General features: G+C 60.0%; 25 protein-coding genes and 1 tRNA gene. 24 read left to right on the forward strand and 2 right to left on the reverse strand.

Annotation, left to right across the window (positions count from 1 at the left end):
- Positions 1 to 79: 79 nt before the first annotated feature.
- Positions 80 to 154 (forward strand) — tRNA-Gln (locus tag MMS95_RS20740).
- Between the two features lie 87 nt (positions 155 to 241).
- On the opposite strand, the gene ubiF is transcribed toward MMS95_RS20740, so the two are convergent.
- On the reverse strand, positions 242 to 1,423 hold the full coding sequence (gene ubiF, locus MMS95_RS20745; RefSeq protein WP_021504618.1) for a 3-demethoxyubiquinol 3-hydroxylase: 1,182 nt from the start codon (positions 1,421 to 1,423) through the stop codon (positions 242 to 244).
- Positions 1,424 to 1,620: 197 nt separating this feature from the next.
- On the opposite strand from ubiF, the gene miaB reads away from it, so the two are divergent.
- The 12 genes from miaB to MMS95_RS20805 all read left to right on the forward strand — a co-directional run bounded on the left by miaB (position 1,621) and on the right by MMS95_RS20805 (position 13,304).
- Positions 1,621 to 3,045: a tRNA (N6-isopentenyl adenosine(37)-C2)-methylthiotransferase MiaB gene (gene miaB / locus MMS95_RS20750; RefSeq protein ID WP_033633929.1), complete on the forward strand. Its 1,425-nt coding sequence runs from the start codon at positions 1,621 to 1,623 to the stop codon at positions 3,043 to 3,045.
- Positions 3,046 to 3,164: 119 nt separating this feature from the next.
- Positions 3,165 to 3,500, forward strand: coding sequence for a zinc ribbon domain-containing protein YjdM (locus MMS95_RS20755; protein WP_004939967.1), 336 nt, complete (start codon positions 3,165 to 3,167; stop codon positions 3,498 to 3,500).
- A gap of 234 nt (positions 3,501 to 3,734) precedes the next feature.
- Positions 3,735 to 4,790 (forward strand): PhoH family protein, encoded by a 1,056-nt coding sequence (locus tag MMS95_RS20760; protein ID WP_004939969.1) that lies wholly within the window; start codon positions 3,735 to 3,737, stop codon positions 4,788 to 4,790.
- Positions 4,787 to 5,260 carry an rRNA maturation RNase YbeY gene (gene ybeY / locus MMS95_RS20765; protein ID WP_004939970.1) on the forward strand — a complete coding sequence of 158 codons (474 nt, stop codon included), beginning with the start codon at positions 4,787 to 4,789 and terminating at the stop codon, positions 5,258 to 5,260. The genes MMS95_RS20760 and ybeY overlap by 4 nt, the downstream gene beginning before the upstream one ends.
- Before the next feature lie 85 nt (positions 5,261 to 5,345).
- Positions 5,346 to 6,224, forward strand: a complete 879-nt coding sequence (corC, locus tag MMS95_RS20770; RefSeq protein WP_004939973.1) for a CNNM family magnesium/cobalt transport protein CorC — start codon at positions 5,346 to 5,348, stop codon at positions 6,222 to 6,224.
- A gap of 7 nt (positions 6,225 to 6,231) precedes the next feature.
- Positions 6,232 to 7,761 (forward strand): apolipoprotein N-acyltransferase, encoded by a 1,530-nt coding sequence (gene lnt / locus MMS95_RS20775; RefSeq protein ID WP_044031767.1) that lies wholly within the window; start codon positions 6,232 to 6,234, stop codon positions 7,759 to 7,761.
- 394 nt (positions 7,762 to 8,155) lie between these two features.
- Positions 8,156 to 9,052: an amino acid ABC transporter substrate-binding protein gene (locus MMS95_RS20780; protein WP_004939976.1), complete on the forward strand. Its 897-nt coding sequence runs from the start codon at positions 8,156 to 8,158 to the stop codon at positions 9,050 to 9,052.
- A 213-nt stretch (positions 9,053 to 9,265) separates the two neighbouring features.
- Complete coding sequence (locus MMS95_RS20785) at positions 9,266 to 10,006, forward strand: amino acid ABC transporter permease (protein WP_004939979.1); 741 nt, start codon at positions 9,266 to 9,268, stop codon at positions 10,004 to 10,006.
- On the forward strand, positions 10,006 to 10,680 hold the full coding sequence (gene gltK / locus MMS95_RS20790) for a glutamate/aspartate ABC transporter permease GltK (RefSeq protein WP_004939982.1): 675 nt from the start codon (positions 10,006 to 10,008) through the stop codon (positions 10,678 to 10,680). Before MMS95_RS20785 ends, gltK begins: the two co-directional genes overlap by 1 nt.
- Positions 10,680 to 11,405, forward strand: coding sequence for an amino acid ABC transporter ATP-binding protein (locus MMS95_RS20795; protein WP_015376944.1), 726 nt, complete (start codon positions 10,680 to 10,682; stop codon positions 11,403 to 11,405). The genes gltK and MMS95_RS20795 overlap by 1 nt, the downstream gene beginning before the upstream one ends.
- Before the next feature lie 113 nt (positions 11,406 to 11,518).
- Entirely contained in the window at positions 11,519 to 12,451 is a 933-nt protein-coding gene (rihA, locus tag MMS95_RS20800; RefSeq protein WP_242142203.1) for a pyrimidine-specific ribonucleoside hydrolase RihA, read from the forward strand.
- Between the two features lie 148 nt (positions 12,452 to 12,599).
- Complete coding sequence (locus MMS95_RS20805; RefSeq protein ID WP_015376942.1) at positions 12,600 to 13,304, forward strand: FMN-dependent NADH-azoreductase; 705 nt, start codon at positions 12,600 to 12,602, stop codon at positions 13,302 to 13,304.
- A 40-nt stretch (positions 13,305 to 13,344) separates the two neighbouring features.
- On the opposite strand, the gene MMS95_RS20810 is transcribed toward MMS95_RS20805, so the two are convergent.
- Positions 13,345 to 13,827: a zinc ribbon-containing protein gene (locus tag MMS95_RS20810; protein ID WP_004939988.1), complete on the reverse strand. Its 483-nt coding sequence runs from the start codon at positions 13,825 to 13,827 to the stop codon at positions 13,345 to 13,347.
- 286 nt (positions 13,828 to 14,113) lie between these two features.
- On the opposite strand from MMS95_RS20810, the gene leuS reads away from it, so the two are divergent.
- From leuS to ybeD, 11 genes are all read left to right on the forward strand, one after another.
- Positions 14,114 to 16,696, forward strand: coding sequence for a leucine--tRNA ligase (gene leuS, locus MMS95_RS20815; protein ID WP_015376941.1), 2,583 nt, complete (start codon positions 14,114 to 14,116; stop codon positions 16,694 to 16,696).
- A gap of 14 nt (positions 16,697 to 16,710) precedes the next feature.
- The gene (gene lptE / locus MMS95_RS20820; RefSeq protein WP_015376940.1) at positions 16,711 to 17,271 is read left to right on the forward strand and encodes an LPS assembly lipoprotein LptE; all 561 of its coding nucleotides are present in this window, start codon (positions 16,711 to 16,713) and stop codon (positions 17,269 to 17,271) included.
- Positions 17,268 to 18,302, forward strand: a complete 1,035-nt coding sequence (holA, locus tag MMS95_RS20825) for a DNA polymerase III subunit delta (RefSeq protein WP_015376939.1) — start codon at positions 17,268 to 17,270, stop codon at positions 18,300 to 18,302. The genes lptE and holA overlap by 4 nt, the downstream gene beginning before the upstream one ends.
- On the forward strand, positions 18,292 to 18,954 hold the full coding sequence (gene nadD, locus MMS95_RS20830) for a nicotinate-nucleotide adenylyltransferase (RefSeq protein WP_015376938.1): 663 nt from the start codon (positions 18,292 to 18,294) through the stop codon (positions 18,952 to 18,954). The genes holA and nadD overlap by 11 nt, the downstream gene beginning before the upstream one ends.
- Positions 18,955 to 19,148: 194 nt before the next feature.
- Positions 19,149 to 19,466 carry a ribosome silencing factor gene (gene rsfS / locus MMS95_RS20835; protein WP_015376937.1) on the forward strand — a complete coding sequence of 106 codons (318 nt, stop codon included), beginning with the start codon at positions 19,149 to 19,151 and terminating at the stop codon, positions 19,464 to 19,466.
- 3 nt (positions 19,467 to 19,469) lie between these two features.
- A complete protein-coding gene (rlmH, locus tag MMS95_RS20840) occupies positions 19,470 to 19,940 on the forward strand; it encodes a 23S rRNA (pseudouridine(1915)-N(3))-methyltransferase RlmH (RefSeq protein ID WP_004940002.1) in 471 nt (156 codons plus the stop codon).
- 38 nt (positions 19,941 to 19,978) lie between these two features.
- Positions 19,979 to 21,874, forward strand: a complete 1,896-nt coding sequence (gene mrdA, locus MMS95_RS20845; protein WP_015376936.1) for a peptidoglycan DD-transpeptidase MrdA — start codon at positions 19,979 to 19,981, stop codon at positions 21,872 to 21,874.
- Positions 21,875 to 21,882: 8 nt separating this feature from the next.
- Positions 21,883 to 22,995 carry a peptidoglycan glycosyltransferase MrdB gene (gene mrdB, locus MMS95_RS20850; protein WP_004940006.1) on the forward strand — a complete coding sequence of 371 codons (1,113 nt, stop codon included), beginning with the start codon at positions 21,883 to 21,885 and terminating at the stop codon, positions 22,993 to 22,995.
- Positions 22,996 to 23,005: 10 nt separating this feature from the next.
- Positions 23,006 to 24,088, forward strand: a complete 1,083-nt coding sequence (rlpA, locus tag MMS95_RS20855) for an endolytic peptidoglycan transglycosylase RlpA (RefSeq protein WP_076740490.1) — start codon at positions 23,006 to 23,008, stop codon at positions 24,086 to 24,088.
- A gap of 180 nt (positions 24,089 to 24,268) precedes the next feature.
- On the forward strand, positions 24,269 to 25,480 hold the full coding sequence (dacA, locus tag MMS95_RS20860; RefSeq protein WP_004940010.1) for a D-alanyl-D-alanine carboxypeptidase DacA: 1,212 nt from the start codon (positions 24,269 to 24,271) through the stop codon (positions 25,478 to 25,480).
- Between the two features lie 104 nt (positions 25,481 to 25,584).
- On the forward strand, positions 25,585 to 25,851 hold the full coding sequence (ybeD, locus tag MMS95_RS20865; RefSeq protein WP_004940012.1) for a DUF493 family protein YbeD: 267 nt from the start codon (positions 25,585 to 25,587) through the stop codon (positions 25,849 to 25,851).
- Positions 25,852 to 25,983: the final 132 nt, after the last annotated feature.

Consider the following 25,983-nt stretch of genomic DNA (forward strand, 5'->3'; position numbering starts at 1 on the left):
CTACGTAGCTCAGCTGGTTAGAGCACATCACTCATAATGATGGGGTCACAGGTTCAAATCCCGTCGTAGCCACCATAATTGGGGTGTCGCCAAGCGGTAAGGCTCTGGTTTCTGATACCAGCATACCCAGGTTCGAATCCTGGCACCCCAGCCATATTTAGAAAAGCCCGCTTCGGCGGGCTTTTTGCTGTCTGGCGTTCAGCCATCCTTAATAGGCCCAGCCGCCGCTGAGCCCTGTCGGTTACAATCCTAACGCGTACTTCAACGCATGTTCTTTCAGCTTGCCCGCCCGCTGCGCGGCCATCAGCGCCAGATTGCGCGCTACGTTCAGCGGAGCCAGATTATTGCTGAAGGCGGTATAAAATAGATCCATGCCGCTCTGCATCAGCAGATTGTCGGTACGGCGACGGCGCTGATAACGCAGCAGCACCGCCTCGCTGCTCCAGTCCTCTCCCTGCTCCCGCGCCTCGCTCAACACGCTCAGCAAGGCATCCACGTCGCGATATCCCAGATTGACGCCCTGCCCGGCCAGCGGGTTGATGGTATGCGCCGCATCCCCCAGCAGCGCCAACCCCGGCAGCACGTAACGCTGCGCATGACGCCGCGTCAACGGGAACGATCCGGCGGCGTGCACCTTGACCGGGCCCAGCCGCGCTGGAAAAGCGGTGGCGATCTCACGCTCCAGCTGCGCCGGCGGCATCGCCTGCAGTTGGCGAATGCGCTGCGGGCTGTCATACCACACCAGCGATGCCCAGCTGTCGTACAGCGGCAGGAAGGCGCGCGGCCCGGACGGGAAGAAGCGCTGCCAGGTCACATCCTGCTGCGGCGCGCCGGTATCGACGGTGATCAACATGCACGCCTGACGATACTGCCAGCCGTTGGTGCCGATCGCCGCCAGCTTGCGCACCTGCGAGTTGGCGCCATCGGCGCCGATAACCAGCCGCGCCTGCAGCGTTTCACCGCTGTCCAGCGTCAACTGCCAGGCCTTGTCCGCCCGCTGCAGCGATTGCAGCCTGGCGGGGCACAGCAACGTCAGGTTGGCGCACTGCGCGAACTGCTGCCACAGCGCCAACTGCAGAATACGGTTTTCCACCATAAAGCCCAGCTCCGGCAGCCCCAGTGACACCGCGTCGAACGCCACCCGCGACGATGCCCATTCCCAGGTCTCCAGCCGGCGATACGGCGCCGTGCGCATCGCCGTCACGGCCGGCCAGGCGCCGAGCTGTTTCAGCAGCCCCACCGAGGTGCAGCCGATAGCGGAAATGCGCAGATCCGGCGGGCTTTGCGCCTCGAACGCCTGCGGCGCCTGATGTTCCAGCAACGCCACCGACCAGCCCGCCTGCGCCAGCCCGAGGGCCGCCGCCGCGCCGACCATGCCGCCGCCCACTACCACCGCGTCATACCGATTTTGAGATGTCTTCATATTGGCTATGTTTTCTGTGTGAATGCTCGCCATCCCACCCGGCATGGCGTTTTGCGCAGTGTACCGGATTTTCGCTTCGGCTTCAGGTTGCGTGCCATTTTCCCCCGCGCTGGTCACAACGGCGGCAAATGATTACAATACGCGCCCTGCATGTCGCGTAACGCAACTTTCGCTCCGCACTGAGTAATGGCAAGTCAATGACGAAAAAACTACATATCAAAACCTGGGGCTGCCAGATGAATGAGTACGATTCATCGAAAATGGCCGACCTGTTGAACAGCACGCACGGCTTCGAGTGGACCGAAAACGCCGAAGAAGCGGACGTGCTGTTGCTGAACACCTGCTCGATCCGCGAAAAAGCGCAGGAGAAAGTTTTCGCCATGCTGGGGCGCTGGCGCTTGCTGAAAGAAAAGAACCCGTCTGTCATCATCGGGGTCGGCGGTTGCGTGGCCTCGCAAGAAGGGGAGCTTATCCGCAGCCGCGCGCCCTGCGTCGACGTGGTATTCGGCCCGCAGACCTTGCACCGCCTGCCGGAAATGATCAACCACGTTCAGGGCACCCGCAGCCCGGTGGTTGATATCAGCTTCCCGGAGATCGAAAAATTCGACCGTCTGCCGGAACCGCGCGCCGAAGGCCCGACCGCGTTCGTGTCGATCATGGAAGGCTGCAACAAATACTGCACTTTCTGCGTGGTGCCTTACACCCGCGGTGAAGAAGTGAGCCGCCCGAGCGACGACGTGCTGTTCGAAATCGCCCAGCTGGCGGCGCAGGGCGTGCGCGAGGTCAACCTGCTCGGCCAAAACGTCAACGCTTACCGCGGCGCCACGCATGACGGCGATATCTGCTCGTTCGCCGAACTGCTGCGCCTGGTGGCGGCCATCGACGGCATCGATCGCATTCGCTTCACCACCAGCCACCCGATCGAGTTCACCGACGATATCATCGCGGTGTACGAAGACACGCCGGAGCTGGTCAGCTTCCTGCATCTGCCGGTGCAGAGCGGTTCGGATCGCATCCTGACCATGATGAAACGCGCGCATACCGCGCTGGAGTACAAGGCGATTATCCGCAAGCTGCGCAAGGCGCGCCCGAACATTCAGCTCAGCTCCGATTTCATCGTCGGTTTCCCGGGCGAGAGCCAGGCCGACTTCGAACAGACCATGAACCTGATCGCCGACGTCAACTTCGACGTCAGCTTCAGCTTCATCTATTCGTCGCGCCCGGGCACCCCGGCGGCGGACATGGTTGACGACGTCAGCGAAGAAGAGAAAAAGCAGCGGCTGTACATTCTGCAGGATCGCATCAACCAGCAGGCGCTGCAGTTCAGCCGCCGCATGCTCGGCACCGTCCAGCGCATTCTGGTGGAAGGCACCTCGCGCAAAAGCGTGATGGAACTGGCCGGGCGCACGGAATGCAACCGTGTGGTAAACTTCGAAGGCACGCCTGACATGATCGGCCAGTTTGTCGACGTGGAAATTACCGAGGTGCTGACCAACACCCTGCGTGGCGCAGTGGTGCGCACCGAGCAGCAGATGGATCTGCGCGTACATGAATCCCCGCAGTCGGTGATCGCCCGTACCCGCAAAGAAAACGCGCTGGGCGTCGGCATTTACCAGCCCTGACGCCGCGGCGGCCGCCTTATCGCCGCCCGTTCGCGCTACTCCTTACCGTTTCTCCGCCGGGCGTCCGCGCCCGGTGATGTTCTTTTTTTATTTTTTTATTGTTGAAGAGGCGACATAACATGCAACTCCCACACTGCCCGAAGTGCAACTCCGAATACACCTACCAGGACAATGCCCTGTTCATCTGCCCTGAGTGCGCCCATGAGTGGAGCGACAGCGCCCCGGCGGAAGATCAGGACGCGCTGATCGTCAAAGACGCCAACGGCAACCTGCTGGCGGACGGCGACGCGGTCACCGTGATCAAGGACCTGAAGGTCAAAGGCAGTTCCTCGATGCTGAAAATCGGCACCAAGGTGAAAAACATTCGTCTGGTGGAAGGCGATCACAACATCGACTGCAAAATCGACGGTTTCGGCCCGATGAAACTGAAATCCGAATTCGTGAAAAAGAACTGATTCCCAGCTGTCTTGTCCTGTGATGACGCGGCGGGCTTTGCGCCCCGCCGCGTTTTTTCCTTGTCTTCCCTTGAATTCCGCCGACGGCGCACAGATAGATCAGCGGTAAACTTGCGCCGTTGCGGCGCACCATGAATAATTCAAGAAAGAGAGTATTCAGGCTCGTCCTGAACGCGCGCGTCCCGGACGCGCTATGTGACATCAACCAGGCCCGATGTGACCTAGAGGAATAGTTTGAACGTCGCAACACAAGAAATTTTGTTAGAGCCCGCAGACAACCAGCGTTTGCTCAGCCTGTGCGGCCCGTTTGATGACAACATCAAGCAACTCGAGCGCCGATTGGGCATCGAAATCAATCGCCGCGACAACCGTTTCAAGCTGGTCGGCAAGAACCTGTGCGTGGTCGCCGCCGCCGATATCCTGCGCCATCTTTACGTGGATACCGCGCCGATTCGCGGCGTGATCCCGGATATCGATCCGGAGCAAATCCATCTGGCGATCAAAGAGAGCCGGGTGCTGGAACAGGTCGCCGACAGCGTGCCGGATTACGGCAAGGCGGTCACCATTAAAACCAAGCGCGGCATGGTGAAACCGCGCACGCCTAACCAGGCGCAATACATCGCCAACATTCTCGATCACGACATCACCTTCGGCATCGGCCCGGCGGGCACCGGCAAAACCTACCTGGCGGTCGCCGCCGCGGTGGATGCGCTGGAACGCCAGGAAATTCGCCGCATTCTGCTGACCCGTCCCGCGGTCGAAGCCGGCGAAAAGCTGGGCTTCCTGCCGGGCGATCTGAGCCAGAAGGTCGATCCTTATCTGCGCCCGCTGTACGACGCCCTGTTCGAAATGCTGGGCTTCGAGCGCGTGGAGAAGCTCATCGAACGCAACGTGATCGAAGTCGCGCCGCTGGCCTATATGCGCGGCCGCACGCTGAACGACGCCTTTATCATTCTGGATGAGAGCCAGAACACCACCATCGAACAGATGAAGATGTTCCTGACCCGCATCGGTTTCAACTCGAAGGCGGTCATCACCGGCGACGTCACCCAGATCGACCTGCCGCGCAACCAGAAATCCGGCCTGCGCCACGCGGTGGAAGTGCTGTCGGACGTGGAAGAGCTGAGCTTCAACTTCTTCCACAGCGAAGACGTGGTGCGCCACCCGGTGGTGGCCCGCGTGGTCATCGCCTATGAGGCCTGGGAAGCGGCCGAACAGAAACGCAAAGACGCGATTGCCGAACAACGTAAGCGCGAGGCGCTCGCCGCCTCCGAGCAGGAGACACCATGAGTCAGGTGATTTTGGATCTGCAGATTGCCTGTGAAAGCAGCGACGGCCTGCCGGACGAGGCCACCTTCCAGCGCTGGCTGGAAGGCGTGCTGCCGCAATTTCAGGAAGAGGCCGAGGTGACCGTACGTCTGGTGGACGAAGCGGAAAGCCACGAGCTGAACCTGACCTACCGCGGTAAAGACAAGCCGACCAACGTGCTCTCTTTCCCGTTCGAAGCCCCGCCGGGCATCGAGCTGCCGCTGCTCGGCGATCTGATCATCTGCCGCCAGGTGGTTGAACAGGAAGCGATTGAGCAAGGCAAGGCGCTGGAGGCCCACTGGGCGCATATGGTTGTCCACGGCAGCCTCCATCTGCTAGGGTATGACCACATCGAAGACGATGAAGCCGAAGAAATGGAGTCTTTGGAAACCGAAATCATGCACGGACTGGGCTATCCTGATCCGTACCTGGCGGAAAAAGACCCCGTCTGACGTCAGCCGTTTACCCTACAGCCCCTCTGCGGGGCTGTCGCTGACGCCCCTTAACTCTGACATGAGTGACAGTAACGAAAACGCCATGAGCGACGACCATTCACAAAGCAATGACAGCCCCAGTCCCAAGAAGGGGTTCTTTACTCTTATCCTTAACCAGTTGTTCCACGGCGAGCCCAAAAACCGTGGCGATCTGGTCGAGCTGATCCGCGATTCCGAACAAAACGACCTGATCGATCCCGATACCCGCGACATGCTGGAAGGCGTGATGGATATCGCCGAACAGCGCGTGCGCGACATCATGATCCCCCGCTCCCAGATGGTGACGCTCAAGCGCAACCAGACGCTGGAAGAGTGCCTGGACGTGATTATCGACTCCGCCCACTCGCGTTTCCCGGTGATCAGCGAAGACAAAGATCACATCGAAGGCATCCTGATGGCCAAGGATCTGCTGCCGTTCATGCGCGCAGATTCCGAGCCGTTCAGCATCGACAAGGTGCTGCGCACCGCGGTGGTGGTGCCGGAAAGCAAGCGCGTCGACCGGATGCTGAAAGAATTCCGCTCCCAGCGCTATCACATGGCGATTGTCATTGACGAATTCGGCGGCGTGTCCGGCCTGGTCACCATCGAAGATATCCTGGAACTGATCGTCGGCGAGATCGAAGACGAATACGACGACGAAGACGATCTGGATATCCGCCAGCTCAGCCGCCACATGTACACCGTGCGCGCGCTGGCCCCGATCGAAGACTTCAACGAAGCCTTCGGCACCCACTTCAGCGATGACGAGGTCGATACCATCGGCGGTCTGGTGATGCAGGCCTTCGGCCACCTGCCGGCGCGCGGGGAAACCATTGAAATCGAAGGTTACCTATTTAAAGTTGCCATGGCCGACAGTCGACGTATCATCCAGGTTCATGTAAAAATTCCGGACGATTCTCCACCACCGAAACTGGAAGATTAAATCCAACATGGCTAAAGCCTCATTACTTGAACGCCAGCGGGTTCGCGCCCTGCTGGCGCTGTTGTCAGGTGCCGGCGGGACGCTGGCGTTCTCGCCCTACGACTTCTGGCCCGCGGCCATCGTCTCCCTGTTCGGCCTGCTGGCCGTTACCCTCAATCGCACCACCAAACAGTCCGCCCTGCTCGGCTTCGTCTGGGGCTTCGGGCTGTTCGGCAGCGGCATCAACTGGGTGTATGTCAGCATCGCCGATTTCGGCGGCATGCCGTTCGCCGTCAACGTCTTCCTGGTGGTACTGCTCGCCGCTTACCTGTCGCTGTACACCGGGCTGTTCGCCGGGCTGCTGACGCGCCTGTGGCCGGCCACCAGTTGGTGGCGGCTGGCCATCGCCGCGCCGGCGCTGTGGCAGGTGACCGAATTCCTGCGCGGCTGGGTGCTGACCGGCTTCCCGTGGCTGCAGTTCGGCTACAGCCAGATCAACGGCCCGCTGAAGGGCATCGCGCCGCTGCTGGGTGTTGACGCCATCACCTTTGTGCTGATGGCCATCGCCGGCCTGCTGGTGTACGCCGTCAATCAACGGCGCCTGTCGGCAGCCGTGATCGCCGCCGCGCTGCTGCTGTTGCCGTGGCCGCTGCGCCAGCTGCAGTGGTTTACCCCGCAGCCGGAGAAAGCGGTGAACGTCGCCATGGTGCAAGGCAACATTCCCCAGTCAATGAAGTGGGATCCGAGCATTCTGCTCAGCACGCTGCAAACCTATCTGGACGAAACCCGCCCCTACATGGGCAAGGCGCCGATCATCATCTGGCCAGAGTCCGCCATCCCTGACTTCGAGCCGCGTCAGAACGGCTTCCTGATCATGATGGATGACCTGATGCGGGCGAAGAACAGCAGCCTGATCACCGGCATCGTCGATGCGCGCGCCACCCCACAAGGCGTGCAGGAATACAACAGCGCCATCGTGCTGGGCGAACCGACGCCGTACAGCTACCCGGCCAAAGATCGCTACAACAAGCATCACCTGGTGCCGTTCGGCGAATTCGTGCCGCTGGGTGAACTGCTGCGCCCTATCGCGCCGTTCTTCAATCTGCCGATGTCCGGTTTCAGCCGCGGCGACTACGTGCAGCCGCAGCTCAGCGTACGCGGCTACAACCTGACGGCGGCCATCTGTTACGAGATCGTGCTGGGCCAGCAGGTGCGCGATAACTTCCGCCCGGACACCAACTTCCTGCTGACCATCTCCAACGACGCCTGGTTCGGCCACTCCATCGGCCCGTGGCAGCACTTCCAGATGGCGCGCATGCGGGCGCTGGAGCTCGGCCGGCCGCTGCTGCGCAGCACCAATAACGGCGTCACCGCCGCGGTGGATGCGAACGGCGAGGTGATCGCTGAGATCCCGCAGTTTACCCGCCAGGTGCTCGAAGTGAAGGTCACGCCGACCACCGGCGTCACGCCTTATGCGCGTTTCGGCGCCACACCGCTGTGGGTGATTACCCTGCTGCTGGGCGGCTGGGCGCTGATGTTGGGCTTGCGCCGCAAATAATCCTCTTCGCCGGGGCGCGCCCGCCGCGCCCCGCGTTCCCGTCAATATCCCCGCCTCAGTCAGAAAACGTCGTTAAATCAACGCGGCTGGCACACTCCTTGCTTTTATCTATGGCGACATCGCGCGCCGGTTTACTTTTGCTGACGTTTTGTCGCACCTGCGCACATTTTGGGTGCATTAAGCGCACCGCGCGGGTGCGCCGACGTTTTGTTGCATTGATTTGGTGCGCGCGGCGTCTCAAAAAATGAAACATTTTAGTTTCAAGGTGTTCACAATCGGTTATTTTTTAACAGCGTTCAGTTCATAAGACTATCTTTATAACTTGAGCAATAAACAGTCGATTTAACCTGACGCTCTTTAGTCAGAGCCACAACAACAGCAAAGGAGTTGGACCATGCAAATGCGTAAATTGGCGTTATCGTTACTGCTGCTCGGTGCGGCAGGTAGCGTGGCGCATGCGGAAGACCTGACCGGTACGCTGAAGAAAATCAAAGACAATGGCGTGATCGTTGTCGGCCACCGCGAATCGTCAGTGCCGTTCTCCTACTACGACAACCAACAAAAAGTTGTGGGCTACTCTCAGGACTACTCCAACCAAATCGTTGAAGCCGTTAAGAAAAAGCTGAATGCGCCGAATCTGCAGGTGAAAATGCTGCCGATTACCTCGCAGAACCGCATCCCGCTGCTGCAAAACGGCACCTATGATTTCGAGTGCGGATCCACCACCAATAACCTCGAGCGCCAGAAACAGGCCGCCTTCTCCGACACCATTTTCGTGGTCGGCACCCGCTTGCTGGTGAAAAAGGGCTCCGACATCAAAGACTTTAAAGACCTGGCCGGCAAACCGGTGGTGGTCACCTCCGGCACCACCTCCGAAGTGCTGCTGAACAAGCTGAACGACAGCGACAAGATGAACATGCGTATCATCAGCGCCAAAGACCACGGCGATTCCTTCCGCACGCTGGAAAGCGGCCGCGCCGTGGCCTTCATGATGGATGATGCCCTGCTGGCGGGCGAACGCGCCAAGGCCAAGAAACCGGATCAGTGGGAAATCATCGGCACGCCGCAGTCGAAAGAGGCCTACGGCTGCATGCTGCGCAAAGACGATCCTGAGTTTAAAAAGCTGGTCGATGACACCATCGCCCAGGCGCAAACCTCCGGTGAAGCGGCCAAGTGGTTTGAGAAATGGTTCAAGCAGCCTATTCCACCGAAAAACCTCAACATGAACTTCGAACTGTCGGACGACATGAAGCAACTGTTCAAAGAGCCAAACGACAAAGCGTTGAACTAAATAGAACAAAAGCCGGCGCGGCCGCCAGGCCAAACCGGCCCAGTTGATGACTGGGACAGACAGGAATGAGGGGGGCCGTTCCCCTCCCTCATTTTCCCCAAGGCGCATCACCGACACCCGTACACAACAAGCCAGCCAGACTGGCCGCGCGGCGATCGGCGCTCATCAAGTCATCAATCTTCGGCGCCCTGCGCCCGTTTATCGGAGTTTGTTATGTCAATAGATTGGAACTGGGGTATCTTCCTGCAGCAGGCCCCGTTTGGGAACACCACTTACCTCGGCTGGATCTGGTCCGGCTTTCAGGTCACGGTGGCCCTCTCCGTCTGTGCCTGGATTATCGCTTTCTTCGTCGGTTCACTGTTCGGTATCTTGCGTACCGTGCCCAACCGCTTTCTTTCCACCCTCGGCACCTGTTACGTCGAACTGTTCCGCAACGTGCCGCTGATCGTGCAATTCTTTACCTGGTATCTGGTGATCCCCGAGCTGCTGCCGGCCAATATCGGCACCTGGTTCAAAACCGAGCTGGATCCCAACGTGCAGTTCTTCGTTTCTTCCATGCTCTGCCTTGGGCTGTTTACCGCCGCCCGCGTTTGCGAACAGGTTCGCGCCGCCATTCAATCCCTGCCGCGCGGTCAGAAAGCCGCCGGGCTGGCGATGGGCCTGACGCTGCCGCAAACCTACCGCTACGTGCTGCTGCCGAACGCCTACCGGGTGATCGTGCCGCCGATGACCTCGGAGATGCTCAACCTGGTCAAAAACTCCGCCATCGCCTCCACCATCGGGCTGGTGGACATGGCCGCGCAGGCCGGCAAGCTGTTGGATTACTCCGCACACGCCTATGAATCCTTTACCGCCATCACGCTGGCTTATATCGGCATCAACGCCGTTATCATGCTGTTTATGCGTCTGGTCGAAAAGAAAGTGCAGTTGCCTGGCAACCTGGGGAGTAAATAATGTACGAATTTGACTGGGCGTCGATCGTCCCAAGCTTCCCTTATCTGCTGCAAGGCATGGTGATCACGCTGAAGATCACCGTGACCGCCATCGTGGTCGGCATCCTGTGGGGCACCGTGCTGGCGGTGATGCGTCTGTCGCCGTTCAAGCCGATAAGCTGGTTCGCCACCCTGTACGTCAACCTGTTCCGTTCGGTGCCGCTGGTGATGGTGCTGCTGTGGTTCTATCTGGTGGTTCCAAGCTTATTACAACAGGTTCTAGGGCTGTCGCCGAAAACCGATATTCGCCTGATCTCGGCTATGGTAGCCTTTTCCCTGTTTGAAGCGGCCTATTATTCGGAAATCATCCGCGCCGGTATCATCAGCATCTCGCGTGGCCAATCCTCCGCCGCGCTGGCGCTGGGCATGACCCACTGGCAGTCCATGCGGCTGGTGATCCTGCCGCAGGCGTTCCGCGCCATGGTGCCACTGCTGCTGACCCAGGGCATCGTACTGTTCCAGGATACCTCGCTGGTTTACGTACTGAGCCTGGCCGACTTCTTCCGCACCGCGTCGACCATCGGCGAACGCGACGGCACCCAGGTTGAAATGATCCTGTTCGCCGGTTTTGTCTATTTTGTTATCAGCCTCGCCGCCTCTGCGCTGGTAAGCTATTTGAAGAAAAGGACTGTTTGATGATATCCCTGAAAAATGTTTCCAAGTGGTACGGTCACTTCCAAGTGTTGACCGATTGCACCACCGAAGTGAAAAAAGGCGAAGTGGTCGTCGTCTGCGGTCCTTCAGGTTCCGGCAAATCCACCCTGATCAAAACCGTCAACGGCCTGGAGCCGATCCAGCAGGGAAGCATCCTGGTGAACGGCACCTCGGTCAACGACAAGAAAACCAACCTGGCGCAGCTGCGTGCCAAAGTCGGCATGGTGTTCCAACACTTTGAGCTGTTCCCGCACCTGTCTATCATCGACAACCTGACGCTGGCGCAGGTGAAAGTGCTCAAGCGCGACAAGACCGCCTCACGCGAGAAGGGCCTGAAGCTGCTGGAACGCGTCGGCCTCTCCGCCCATGCCAACAAGTTCCCCGGCCAGCTGTCCGGCGGCCAGCAGCAGCGCGTCGCCATCGCCCGCGCACTGTGCATGGATCCTATCGCCATGCTGTTCGATGAACCGACCTCGGCGCTCGATCCGGAAATGATCAACGAAGTGCTGGACGTGATGGTCGAACTGGCGAACGAAGGCATGACCATGATGGTGGTAACCCACGAAATGGGCTTCGCCCGCAAGGTGGCGAATCGGGTAATCTTTATGGACGAAGGCAAAATCGTCGAAGACCGCAACAAAGACGATTTCTTCAACAACCCCGAGTCCGATCGCGCCAAGGACTTCCTGGCCAAGATCCTGCACTAAACGCTCTCGATGCGCCCCGCCAGGGGCGCATCTTTTCTCCCGGCACTAAAAGCGCTTGTTTCTCCCCGGTTTTGATCCGATGCTCGCTGGATAACAAACAGAGGAGAAAGAACATGCCCCGCCCTATTATCATCGATTGCGATCCCGGCCTCGACGACGCCATCGCGCTGGCCATGGCGCTGCGTTCGCCGGAGCTGGACGTCAAAGCCATTACCACCTCCGCCGGCAACCAGACGCCGGAGAAAACCCTGCATAATGCGCTGGGCCTGCTGACCCTGATGCAGCGCGAGGACATCCCGGTCGCCGCCGGCGCCAGCGGCCCGCTGATGCGCGAGCTGGTGATCGCCGACTATGTCCACGGCAAAACCGGCATGGGCAACACCCACCTGCCGACGCCGACCCTCAAACCCGATCCCCGCGGCGCCGTCGAGCTGATCGCCGACCTGCTGCGCGCCAGCCCACAGCCGATAACCCTGGTGGTGACCGGCCCGATGACCAATATCGCCCTGCTACTGGCCCAGCATGCCGAGTTGAAAAGCCGCATCGAGCGCATCGTATTCATGGGCGGCGGCATGAACGCCGGCAATACTACGCCGGTGGCGGAGTTCAACATCTTCGTCGATCCCGAAGCCGCCGAAATGGTGCTGAAATCCGGCGTGCCGCTGACCATGGCCGGGCTGAATGTCACCCATCAGGCGCTGGTGTTGCCGCAGGATATCGAGCGTATTCGTCAGATAGACAATCCGGTCGCGCAGGCGGTCGCGGAGATGCTCGATTTTTATCTGCCGCTGTACCTCAGCCATCCGCGCGGCCTGCCCGGCGCAGCGATGCACGATCCCTGCACCATCGCCTGGCTGCTGGCGCCACAGCTGTTCACCGGCGTAGAACGCTGGGTCGGCGTGGAGACCAAAGGGGAATACACCGTCGGCATGACGGTGGTGGACTATTTCCAGCAAACCGGCAACGCGGCCAACGTGGAAGTGCTGACCGGCATCAACCGCGAGGGCTTTATCGATCTGCTGGCCGAGCGCGTAGCGCGTTATTGATCCTATCGGGGCGCGCTCGCGCCCCTCGTTCAACTTTTTTGATTTAACTCAGCGAATTTTTGCGCTATCACTGTTCATCGCTTGCCTCTACCATGCGTTTACACCGACTGACATCGTTACCGATTAGCCTTCGCCTGGAGATAAGCCAATGAGCCGCGTACTGGTCCTGAAATCAAGCATTCTGGGTGAATATTCCCAGTCTGGAAAATTAGTCGATTTTTTTGTTGAACAATGGCGTGAAACTCACCCTGAAGACACGTTTACCGTGCGTGATTTGGCCAACCCAACGCTGCCGGAGCTGGATGGTGAAGTGATGGCCGGCTTTACCGCCGGCGACAAACCGCTGACGCCGCATCAGCAAAGCACCCTGGCGCTGTCCGATGAGCTGATTGCCGAGCTGAAATCGCACGACACGCTGATCATCAGCGCCCCGATGTACAACTTCAACATCCCGACGCAGCTGAAGATCTACTTCGATCTTATCGCCCGCGCCGGCCAGACGTTCCGCTATACCTCCGCCGGCGCCGAAGGGCTGGTGACGGGCAAGAAAGCGATCGTCATCTCCAGCCGCGGTGGCATCCACGCCGACACGCCGACGGATCTGATCACGCCGTACGTGAAGTTGTTCCTGGGCTTTATCGGCATCACCGACGTTGAATTCGTGCTGGCGGAAGGCTTCGCCTATGGCCCGGAAGCGGCGGAGAAAGCCGCCCAGGACAGCCGCATCGCAGTCGTGCAAAAAATCCCGGCCGGCGTCGCCGTACCGGCCAGCGCACCGGCGCAGGCGGACGTTGCCCCGGCAACCGTCAGCGGCGGTTTCCTGAGCAACCTGCTGAAGAAACTGTTCCGTTAAACGCCGGCCTTAGCGTTCCCCGCCCTGGCGGGGAACGTCATCAAGGTTCAAACGGCCGGCGCTGGAACTGGTCGTGACCGCATTTCGGGCAGAGCGGCAGCACCTCCGGCGTGTAAAACGCCAAATGGTAGTGACACTGCTCGCACACCAGATTGCCCAGCCCCACCACTTCACCGCTGTGGTAAACGCCGTGGTGGCTGACATCCTTGAACACCTCGCGCCACTCCAGCTGGGTTTTGTCGGTGATATCCGCCAGTTCCTGCCACAGGCTCTCTTTGATCACGCGCATAAACACGCTGTCGGTAAACTCGTCCCGGCTCTCCTGATAGCTGCGAGCGAACTCCTCCAGATCGCGCCGCACCGCCTGCGTCACCTGCCGCACTTCGTCGCGCGTCAGATCTTCGGCCTCGTTCAAGCGCCGCTCCGCGCTGGCCACCAGTTCATCGATATCGCGTTCGCCGTTTTTCAGGCGTTCGCTCAGCGATGCCACCAATTCGCGGTAATACTGAGCAACCTTGTTCATAGACTCTCCTCAATAAACGCTGCGCCGGACTTGGCTGTAGGGATCCCCCCTAAGCTACTTGTTCTTATTTTAGCCGTAAATGACTGATGTCACTTGGCAAGACGCGGGATCCGCAGGTTGTGAGCCGCGTCATGACGGCGTTTTTTTTAAATGCGCTGAGTCAGGCGCTTGGAGTTGTTGCCGGGAGGTCTTATCAGCTATGCTATGCGGATCTACGAATACTAAATGTTCATTGCGTTGCCTCTGACCGGGGCAACGGTTTACACCTACAGGACCACCGGCCGCCATGCAAGAGCAATACCGTCCAGAAGACATAGAATCGAACGTACAGCTTCACTGGCAAGAGAAGCAGACTTTCAAAGTTACCGAAGACGACAGCAAGGAAAAGTACTACTGCCTATCCATGCTGCCTTACCCGTCCGGCCGACTGCACATGGGCCACGTTCGTAACTACACTATCGGCGACGTGATCTCGCGCTATCAGCGCATGCTGGGCAAAAACGTACTGCAGCCGATCGGCTGGGATGCGTTCGGCCTGCCGGCGGAAGGCGCAGCGGTGAAAAACAACACCGCGCCGGCCCCGTGGACCTACGACAACATCGAATACATGAAGAACCAGCTGAAACTGCTGGGCTTCGGCTACGACTGGGATCGCGAAATCGCCACCTGCCAGCCGGAATACTATCGCTGGGAACAGTGGTTCTTCACCAAGCTGTATGAAAAAGGCCTGGTCTACAAGAAGACTTCGGCGGTGAACTGGTGTCCGCACGATCTGACCGTGCTGGCCAACGAACAGGTTATCGACGGCTGCTGCTGGCGCTGCGACACCAAGGTCGAGCGTAAAGAGATCCCGCAGTGGTTCATCAAAATCACCGCTTACGCCGATCAGCTGCTGAACGATCTGGACACGCTTGAAAGCTGGCCGGAGCAGGTGAAAACCATGCAGCGCAACTGGATTGGCCGCTCCGAAGGAGTGGAAATCACCTTCGACGTGGCGGACAGCGAAGAGAAGCTGACGGTTTACACCACCCGCCCGGACACCTTCATGGGCGCCACCTACGTGGCGGTCGCCGCGGGCCACCCGCTGGCGCAACAGGGCGCGCGCAACAATCCGGCGCTGACCGAGTTCATCGACGAATGCCGCAACACCAAAGTGGCCGAAGCCGAAATGGCGACGATGGAGAAGAAAGGCATGCCGACCGGCCTGTTCGTTGTCCACCCGCTGAGCGGCGAGAAGCTGCCGGTATGGGTCGCCAACTTCGTGCTGATGGAATACGGCACCGGCGCCGTGATGGCGGTGCCGGCGCACGACCAGCGCGACTGGGAATTCGCCACCAAATATGATTTGCCGATCAAACCGGTGATCCTGAACCTCGACGGCAGCCAGCCTGACGTGAGCGCCGAAGCGATGACCGACAAAGGCGCGCTGTTCAACTCCGGCGAGTTCGACGGTCTGGACAATGAAGCGGGCTTCAACGCCATCGCCGACAAACTGGTCGCCAAAGGCGTCGGCCAACGCAAGGTCAACTACCGTCTGCGCGACTGGGGCGTTTCCCGTCAGCGTTACTGGGGCGCGCCAATCCCGATGGTGACCCTGGAAGACGGCACCGTAATGCCGACGCCGGAAGACCAGCTGCCGGTGATCCTGCCGGAAGACGTGGTCATGGACGGCATCACCAGCCCGATCAAGGCCGACCCTGAGTGGGCGAAGACCACCGTCGACGGCCAGCCGGCGCTGCGCGAAACCGACACCTTCGACACCTTTATGGAGTCCTCCTGGTACTACGCGCGCTACACCTGCCCGCAGTATGACCAGGGCATGCTGGATCCGGCCGCCGCCAACTACTGGCTGCCGGTCGATCAATATATCGGCGGCATCGAGCACGCCATCATGCACCTGATGTACTTCCGCTTCTTCCACAAGCTGATGCGCGATGCGGGCCTGGTGGATTCCGATGAACCGGCCAAGCGCCTGCTGTGTCAGGGCATGGTGCTGGCCGACGCCTTCTACTACACCGGCAACAGCGGCGAGCGCGTCTGGGTATCCCCGGTTGACGCCACCGTCGAGCGCGACGACAAGGGCCGCATCATCAAGGCCACCGATCCGCAAGGCCGTGAACTGGTCTATGCTGGCATGAGCAAAATGTCGAAGTCGAAGAACAACGGCATCGACCCGCAGGAGATGGTGGAAAAATACGGCGCGGACACCGTGCGTCTGTTCATGATGTTCGCTTCACCGGCAGAAATGACGCTGGAGTGGCAGGAATCCGGCGTGGAAGGGGCTAACCGCTTCCTGAAACGCGTGTGGAAACTGGCCTACGATCACGTGGAAAAAGGCGCGGTGCAGCCGCTGGACGTGGCGTCGCTGAACGAAGAGCAGAAAGCGCTGCGCCGCGATCTGCACAAAACCATCGCCAAAGTGACCGACGATATCGGCCGCCGTCAGACCTTCAACACCGCAATCGCCGCCGTGATGGAGCTGATGAACAAGCTGGCCCGCGCGCCGCAGGAGAGCGAGCAGGATCGCGCGCTGCTGCAAGAAGCGCTGCTGGCCGTGGTGCGCATGCTGTATCCGTTCACCCCTCACGTGTGCTTCACCCTGTGGCAGGCGCTGGGCGGCGAAGGCGACGTGGACACCGCGCCATGGCCGGTTGCCGACGAACAGGCGATGGTCGAGGACTCCAAGCTGGTGGTGGTGCAAGTGAACGGCAAGGTTCGCGCTAAAATCACCGTATCTGCCGATGCGACCGAAGAGCAAGTGCGCGCGCGCGCTGCCGAAGAGCATCTGGTGGCTAAATATCTGGACGGCGTCACGATTCGCAAAGTGATTTACGTTCCGGGCAAACTGCTTAACCTGGTTGTGGGTTAACACAAGGAGGAGTTGTGCGACAACGTATTCTGACGCTGTTGCTGGGGTTGGCGGTGCTGGTCACCGCCGGCTGCGGTTTTCACCTGCGTGGCACCACGCAGGTGCCTAATGAAATGAAAACGCTGATCCTGGACAGTTCGGATCCTTACGGGCCATTGACGCGCGCGGTGCGTGAGCAGCTGCGTTTGAACGCCGTGACCATCGTCAGCGATCCGAAGCGTAAAGACGTGCCTTCCCTGCGCATCGTCGGCGCGACGGAAAGCCAGGATACCGCCTCGATCTTCCAGGACGGTAAAACCGCCGAGTACCAGCTGGTGCTGACCGTGCAGGCGCAGGTGCTGCTCCCGGGCCACGACCTGTATCCGCTGTCGGTGAAAGTGTTCCGTTCGTTCTTCGACAACCCGCTGACCGCGCTGGCCAAGGACTCCGAACAGGAGATCATTCGCCAGGAAATGCGTGAGCAGGCAGCGCAACAACTGGTGCGCAAACTGCTGACCGTGCACGCGGCGGAAGAAGAAAACCGGCAGAAAGCCGCTGCCGCCGGCGAACGAGCGGCAAGCCAAACCGCACAATGATCCGCATTTATCCGGAACAACTTGCCGCGCAGCTCCGAGAGGGGCTGCGCGCTTGTTATTTATTGAGCGGCAATGAACCGCTGCTGCTGCAGGAAAGCCAGGATTTACTCCGGCAGGCCGCGCAACAGCAGCAGTTCAGCGAGCACTACAGCATTTCCCTCGACGCCCATACTGACTGGGACGCCATCTTCGGCATCTGCCAGGCGATGAGCCTGTTCGCCAGCCGCCAGACGCTGCTGCTGATCTTCCCGGAAAACGGCCCGACGGCGCCGATCGGTGAGCAGTTGAGCAAACTCGCCACGCTGCTGCACGAGGATATTTTGCTGATCCTGCGCGGCCCGCGCCTCACCAAAGCGCAGGAAAACAGCGCCTGGTTCAAGGCGCTCAGCCCACACGGCGCTCTCGTCAGTTGCCAGACGCCTGAACAGGCGCAGCTGCCGCGCTGGGTCGCCGCGCGCGCCAAAGCGATGAAGCTGGAGTTGGACGACGCGGCCAATCAGCTGCTGTGTTACTGCTACGAAGGCAACCTGCTGGCGCTGTCGCAGGCGCTGGAGCGGCTGTCGCTGCTGCACCCGGACGGCAAGCTCACGCTGCCGCGCGTCGAGCAGGCGGTGAACGACGCCGCCCACTTCACGCCGTTCCACTGGCTGGATGCCCTGCTGGCCGGCAAGAGCAAGCGCGCCTGGCATATTTTGCAGCAGTTGCAGCAAGAGGACGTGGAGCCGGTGATCCTGCTGCGCACCCTGCAGCGCGAACTACTGCTGCTGCTGACGCTGCAGCGCCGCATGGCGTCTGCGCCGCTGCGCTCGCTGTTCGATCAGCACAAGGTCTGGCAGAACCGCCGCCCGTTGGTGACCCAGGCGTTGCAACGCCTGTCCGGCCCCCAGCTGCAGCAGGCGGTACAGCTGCTGACGCAAATCGAGCTGACCCTCAAGCAGGACTATGGCCAGTCGGTCTGGCCGGAACTGGAAACCCTGTCGATGCTGCTGTGCGGCAAACCCCTGGCCACGAGTTTTAGCGATGCCCACTAACCCGGAACACCCCACCGTTTTGCACGCGCTGTTCGGCGGCACCTTTGATCCGATCCACTACGGCCACCTGCGGCCGGTGGAGGCGCTGGCCGCCGAAGTGGGCCTGAATCGCGTCACGCTGCTGCCTAACCATGTGCCGCCGCACCGCCCGCAGCCGGAGGCCAATGCGCAACAGCGCCTGAAGATGGTCGAGCTGGCGATCGCCGGCAACCCGCTGTTTGCGGTCGACGATCGCGAACTGCACCGCACCACGCCCTCCTACACCATCGAGACGTTGGAAACGATTCGTAAAGAGCGTGGCGCCGCCCAGCCGCTGGCGTTTATTATTGGCCAGGACTCGCTGCTGACGCTGCATAAGTGGCACCGCTGGCAGGCGCTGTTGGACGTCTGCCACCTGCTGGTGCTGGCGCGCCCGGGCTATAACGATCGCATGGACACGCCGGAACTGCAGCAGTGGCTGGAACGCCATCGCACCGCCGACCCGGCGCTGCTCAGCCGTCGCCCGCACGGCCATATCTATCTGGCCGATACGCCGGAGCTGGAAATTTCCGCCACCGAGATCCGCCAGCGCCGCCATCAGGGCCTCAACTGCGACGACCTGCTGCCGCGCCCGGTGCAGCGCTATATCGAGTTACAGGGTTTATATCGCTAGTGAAAGGTGCGTGATATACTGCGCCGCTATTTTTCAGGTATCCGCTGAAAACCCCGGAAACCTTAGCTGGCCGGGCAGTCACCAGTTAGCTGGCTTTCAGCGGCAGCCTGCCGAAACCATTATCCGGTTACGCCGCGACGCGCGCATTTTGCCCGCCGCAGCCGACTGAACAGAACACACCCGAGGGGGAACCTTTGCAAGGTAAAGCGCTCCAAGATTTCGTCATCGATAAAATCGATGATCTGAAAGGCCAAGACATTGTCGCTCTGGACGTCCAGGGCAAATCCAGCATCACCGATTGCATGATCATCTGCACCGGCACCTCAACGCGCCACGTGATGTCGATCGCCAGCCACGTGGTGCAGGAATCCCGCGCCGCGGGCATGGAGCTGTACGGCATGAAAGGCCAGGAAGCCTCCGACTGGATCGTGGTCGATCTGGGCGAAGTGATCGTGCACGTGATGCAGGAAGAGAGCCGTCGCCTGTACGAGCTGGAAAAACTCTGGAGCTAAGCGGTGAAACTGCAATTGGTGGCGGTCGGCACCAAAATGCCAGACTGGGTGCAAACCGGCTTTATGGATTACCTGCACCGCTTTCCCAAAGACATGCCGTTTGAGTTGACCGAGATCCCGGCCGGCAAACGCGGCAAAAACGCCGACATCAAGCGCATTCTGGACAAGGAAGGCGAACAGATGCTGGCGGCGGTGGGCAAAGGCAACCGCATCGTTACGCTGGATATCCCAGGCACGCCGTGGGAAACGCCGCAGCTGGCGCAGCAGCTTGAGCGCTGGAAGCAGGATGGCCGCAATGTCAGCTTGCTGATCGGCGGCCCGGAAGGGCTGGCGCCCGCCTGCAAAGCCGCTGCCGAGCAGAGCTGGTCGCTTTCTCCGTTGACGCTGCCGCATCCTTTGGTGCGCGTCCTGGTGGCCGAAAGCCTCTACCGCGCCTGGAGTATTACAACAAATCATCCTTACCACCGGGAATAGCCGGTGGTGACCGTGACAGAGTGAAATAAAGCAGCGGGATGAAAATAGAACGTAACCCTTTTCGCGACTATACGGCTGAATCCGCCCTGTTTGTACGCCGCGCCCTGGTGGCGTTCCTGGTCATCCTGGTGCTGTCCGGCATCCTGATCGCCAACCTGTATAATCTGCAAGTGGTCCGCGTCGAGGATTACCGCACCCGTTCCAACGAAAACCGCATCAAGCTGGTGCCCATCGCGCCCAGCCGCGGCATTATCTACGATCGCAACGGCACCCCGCTGGCGCTCAACCGCACCATTTATCAGCTGGAGCTGATGCCGGAGAAGGTCGACGATCTCAAGGCCACGCTGCAGGCGCTGCGCACGGTGGTCGATCTGACTGACGACGACATCGCCAATTTCGAAAAAGAGCGCAAGCGCTCGCGCCGTTTCGTCTCCATTCCGGTGAAAACCGCGCTGACCGAGGTGCAGGTCGCCCGCTTTGCGGTCAATCAGTTCCGCTTCCCCGGCGTGGAAGTGAAAGGCTATCAGCGCCGCTACTATCCTTACGGATCCGCCCTCACCCACGTCACCGGCTATGTGTCGAAGATCAACGACCGCGACGTTGAACGTCTGGACAAAGACGGCAAGCTGGCCAACTACGCCGCCACCCACGATATCGGCAAACTGGGCATCGAACGCTATTACGAAGACACGCTGCACGGCAAAACCGGTTACGAAGAGGTTGAAGTCAACAACCGCGGCCGGGTGATCCGCCAATTGCACGAGCAGCCGCCTTCCGCCGGCCAGGACGTCTACCTGACGCTCGATCTTGATCTGCAGCGCTATATCGAACAGCTGCTGGTTGGCAGCCGCGCCGCGGTGGTGGTGAGCGATCCGCGCACCGGCGCCATCCTGGCGATGGTGTCCAATCCGAGCTACGATCCGAACCTGTTCGTGGACGGCATTTCCAGCAAGGACTATCAGGGTCTGCTGAACGATCCGAATCGCCCGCTGATCAACCGCGCCACGCAGGGGGTTTATCCGCCCGCGTCGACGGTGAAACCTTATATCGCCGTGTCGGCACTCAGCGCCGGGGTGATTACCAAGAACACCGTAGTGTTCGATCCCGGCTGGTGGCAACTGCCCGGCTCGGAAAAACGCTTTCGCGACTGGAAAAAATGGGGTCACGGCCGCCTGAACGTCACCAAAGCGCTGGAAGAATCCGCGGATACCTACTTCTATCAGGTCGCCTATGATATGGGGATCGATCGGCTGTCGAGCTGGCTGACCAAATTCGGTTACGGCCAGTACACCGGCATCGATCTGGCCGAAGAGCGCTCCGGCCTGATGCCGACGCGCGAATGGAAGCTGAAACGCTATAAAAAACCGTGGTATCAGGGCGACACCATTCCGGTGGGCATCGGCCAGGGTTACTGGACCGCCACGCCGATCCAGATGGCCAAGGCGCTGAACACCCTGATCAACGACGGTACCGTCAAAACGCCGCACCTGCTGCAGAGCACCCGCGTCAACGGCGCGCTGGTGCCGTTCAAACAGGAAGAGAACACGCAGATCGGCGATATTCACTCCGGCTTCTGGGAAATCGCCAAAGACGGCATGTACGGTGTGGCCAACCGTCCGAACGGGACGGCGCGCAAGTACTTTGCGGACGCATCTTATAAAGCCGCGGCGAAATCGGGCACCGCACAGGTCTTCGGTTACGAAACCTACAACGCCCATAAACTGGCGGAGCACCTGCGCGATCACAAGCTGATGACCGCCTTTGCGCCGTTCAACAACCCGACGGTGTCGGTCGCCATCATTCTGGAAAACGGCGGCTCCGGTCCGGCGGTGGGCACCATCACCCGCCAGATCCTCGACCATATTCTGCTGGGCGACAACAATACGCAATTGCCAAGCGAGGCCCCGCTGCCGCCTGGCGTAGAAGGTGACTAAGGTAGAACATGACTGAAAGCCAACAAAAAGGCTCGATCTGGACCAAAATCCACATCGATCCGACGTTCCTGCTGCTGATCCTGGCTCTGCTGGTCTACAGCGCCTTCGTGATGTGGAGCGCCAGCGGCCAAGACATCGGCATGATGGAGCGCAAGATCGGGCAGATCGTCATGGGGCTGATCGTGATGGCCGTCATGGCGCAGATCCCGCCGCGCGTGTACGAAAGCTGGGCGCCCTATCTGTATATCTTCTGCGTGATTTTGCTGATCCTGGTGGACGCCTTCGGGCAGATCAGTAAAGGCGCGCAGCGCTGGCTGGATCTCGGCGTGGTGCGCTTCCAGCCGTCGGAAATCGCCAAGATCGCCGTGCCGCTGATGGTGGCGCGATTTATGAACCGCGATGTCTGCCCGCCTTCGCTGAAAAACACCGCCATCGCGCTGGTGCTGATCTTCCTGCCGACGCTACTGGTGGCCGCGCAGCCGGATCTCGGCACGTCGATCCTGATCGCCGCCTCCGGCCTGTTCGTGCTGTTTCTGTCGGGCATGAGCTGGAAACTGATCGCCGTCGCCGCCGTCGCGCTGGCGGCCTTTATCCCGGTGCTGTGGTTCTTCCTGATGCACGGCTATCAGCGCGACCGCGTGATGATGCTGCTCGATCCGGAAAGCGACCCGCTCGGCGCCGGTTATCACATCATTCAATCCAAGATCGCCATCGGCTCCGGCGGCCTGTCCGGCAAGGGCTGGCTGCACGGCACCCAGTCGCAGCTGGAGTTCCTGCCGGAGCGCCATACCGACTTTATCTTCGCCGTGTTGGCCGAAGAGCTGGGGCTGATCGGGGTACTGGTGCTGCTGGCGCTCTACCTGCTGGTGATCATTCGCGGGCTGATGATCGCCGCCAAGGCGCAAACCACCTTCGGCCGCGTGATGGTCGGCGGCTTGATGCTGATTTTGTTCGTTTATGTCTTTGTTAACATCGGTATGGTCAGTGGCATTTTGCCGGTAGTTGGCGTACCTTTGCCTCTGGTCAGTTACGGGGGTTCGGCGCTGATAGTGTTGATGGCCGGTTTCGGCATCATCATGTCGATCCACACGCATCGGAAAATGCTGTCTAAAAGTTTATAAGAGGTGAGTAATGCGTAAGGAATGGCTTTGGATCGGCGTCGCGGCGGTGTTGCTCTCCGCCTGTACCGCCCCGACCACGGAACAGCAACCCCCTCCGCAGCCGTACAACGGCCCGGTGGTGGAAATCGGCGGCGTCGAGCCTCAATATGAACCCTATAACCCTAATAACATGCAGGATTATAAGGTTAATGGCGATACTTACCGCATCGTAAAAGATCCGCAGAACTTCTCGCAGACCGGCCTGGCGGCCTGGTATGGCGAAGAGGCCAACGGCAACACCACCGCGCTGGGCGAGCAGTTCGATCCTAATGGCCTGACTGCGGCCCACCCAACGCTGCCGATCCCAAGCTACGTGCGCGTCACCAATCTGGCCAACGGCCGTCAGTTGGTGGTGCGCGTCAACGATCGCGGGCCTTACACCAAGGGCCGTATCATCGATCTGTCGAAAGCCGCCGCCGATCGCCTCAACCTGTCCAACAACACCAAGGTCAAGGTCGATTTCATCAACGTGGCGCCGGACGGCACGCTGAGCGGCCCTGGCACCATCGGCACCATCGTGGCGAAACAGAGCTACGCATTGCCGGCGCGCCCGGATCTTGGCTCCAGCGGCATGGGCACCCCGATCCAACAGGACGTGCCGGTCGCCAGCGGCGCGGCGGTGCGCCCTATTGATAACAGCACCCTGCGCACCGATGACGACGCGCCTGCGAATGCCGGCAACGCCGCCAACGGCCGCAGTGGTTTCCTCGGCGCGCCAAGCGCATTACCGGCCGGCGTGCTGGAAAGTGCCGAGCCTGAAGCCGCCGCAGTAGCCGCACCGGTCGCGGCCGGCGCTGCCGCTGCCGGCATGGCTGCCGCTTCCTCCTCCGGCGGCTACGTGGTGCAGGTCGGTGCGTTGAGCAGCGCCGAGCGCGCCCAGAGCTGGCAGCAAAGCCTGAGCCAACAGTTTGGCGTACCGGGCAAAGTAGCGGCCAACGGCAATGTTTACCGCGTCCAGCTCGGCCCGTTCAGCAGCCGTCAGCAGGCGGCCCAACTGCAACAACGCCTGGCCAGCGAAGCGCAACAACAGTCTTTCGTTACTGCTGCACCCTGAGCGTTAAACCCGGCGGGCATTCACGGCTGTTAAGCGGTTATTTAGCTGAAACATTTTCTTGCAGCTAAAAGGGCACTAACCGCAATTAGTCAGATGAATGGATAATGCCTGCCGGGATCGCATCTGCTATAGTGTGGCTCGTTTTTTAACTTTACTTTCACGGATGTTGTAGTCCCGATCATGAAACAAGTAACTTCTTTTCGCTTAATCAAAAGCATCGCACTCGGCACCGTTATCGCAATGAGCGCAGCCTCCGTTGCACATGCCGATGACGTTAACATCAAAACCATGATCCCAGGTGTCCCGCAGATCGATGCGGAAGCGTACATCCTGATTGATTACAACTCCGGCAAGGTGCTGGCCGAGATGAACGCCGATGCGCGTCGCGATCCGGCCAGCCTGACCAAAATGATGACCAGCTACGTCATCGGCCAGGCGCTGAAAGCGGGTAAAATCGGCCAGGACGATCTGGTGACCGTCGGCCAGGACGCCTGGGCGACCGGCAACCCGGTGTTCAAAGGTTCCTCGCTGATGTTCCTGAAGCCGGGCGATCGCGTGCCGGTCTCCAAACTGACCCGCGGCATCAACCTGCAGTCCGGTAACGACGCCTGCGTGGCGATGGCCGACTACGTCGCCGGCAGCCAGGATGCGTTCGTCAACCTGATGAACACCTACGTCAGCAAGCTGGGCCTGCAGAACACTCACTTCCAGACGGTACACGGCCTGGATGCCCAGGGCCAGTACAGCTCGGCGCGCGACATGGCGCTGATCGGCCAGGCGCTGATCCGCGACGTGCCGGAAGAGTACGCGATTTACAAAGAAAAAGAGTTCACTTTCAACAATATCCGCCAGATGAACCGCAACGGTCTGCTGTGGGATAACAGCCTGAACGTCGACGGCATCAAAACCGGCCACACCGACGCGGCGGGTTACAACCTGGTGGCTTCGGCGACCGAAGGCCAGATGCGTCTGATCTCCGCCGTGATGGGCGGCCGCACCTACAAAGGCCGCGAAGCCGAGAGCAAGAAACTGCTGACCTGGGGCTTCCGCTTCTTCGAAACCGTGGCGCCGCTGAAAGTCGGTAAAGAGTTCGCCTCCGAGCCGGTCTGGTTCGGCGATGCCGATCGCGTTGAGCTGGGCGTGGATAAAGACGTCTACCTGACCATCCCGCGCGGCCGCATGAAAGATCTGAAGGCCAGCTATGTGCTGAACACGCCGGAAATTCACGCGCCGCTGGCGAAAAACCAGGTGGTGGGCAGCATCAACTTCCAGCTGGACGGCAAAACCATCGACCAGCGTCCGCTGGTGGTGATGAACGAAGTGAAAGAAGGTGGTTTCTTCAGCCGCATCGTGGACTACATCAAACTGATGTTCCACCACTGGTTCGGTTAACGGTTGAAACGGGCGAAATTGCCCCCATATACTGAATAACATTAACTCCCGCCCCGGCGGGAGTTATAATTTATAGATTAGCTAGCACTCTGGAGCGCACGCACATGCAAAAAACTAAACTGAACGAACTGCTCGAATTCCCTTGCTCGTTTACCTACAAGGTGATGGGCCTGGCGCAGCCTGAGCTGGTTGACCAGGTAGTTGAAGTGGTGCAGCGCCATGCGCCGGGCGATTACAACCCGCAGGTTAAGCCAAGCAGCAAAGGCAACTACCACTCGGTCTCCATCACCATCAACGCCACTCACATCGAGCAGGTCGAAACCCTGTACGAGGAGTTGGGCAACATTGAAATTGTTCGCATGGTGCTGTAATTCCAGCATAAAACCCTGCTTATCAACCCGGGATGGCGCAGCGTCTTCCCGGGTTGCGCATTTTTGGTCAGCGAAAGGCTGGCCGCCAGCCGGAGCGCCCGGTATAATGGCTTTACCACTTCTGTAACCTGA

It is taken from the genome of Serratia sp. PGPR-27 (assembly GCF_022678525.1).
Taxonomy (GTDB): Bacteria; Pseudomonadota; Gammaproteobacteria; order Enterobacterales; family Enterobacteriaceae; genus Serratia; species Serratia nematodiphila.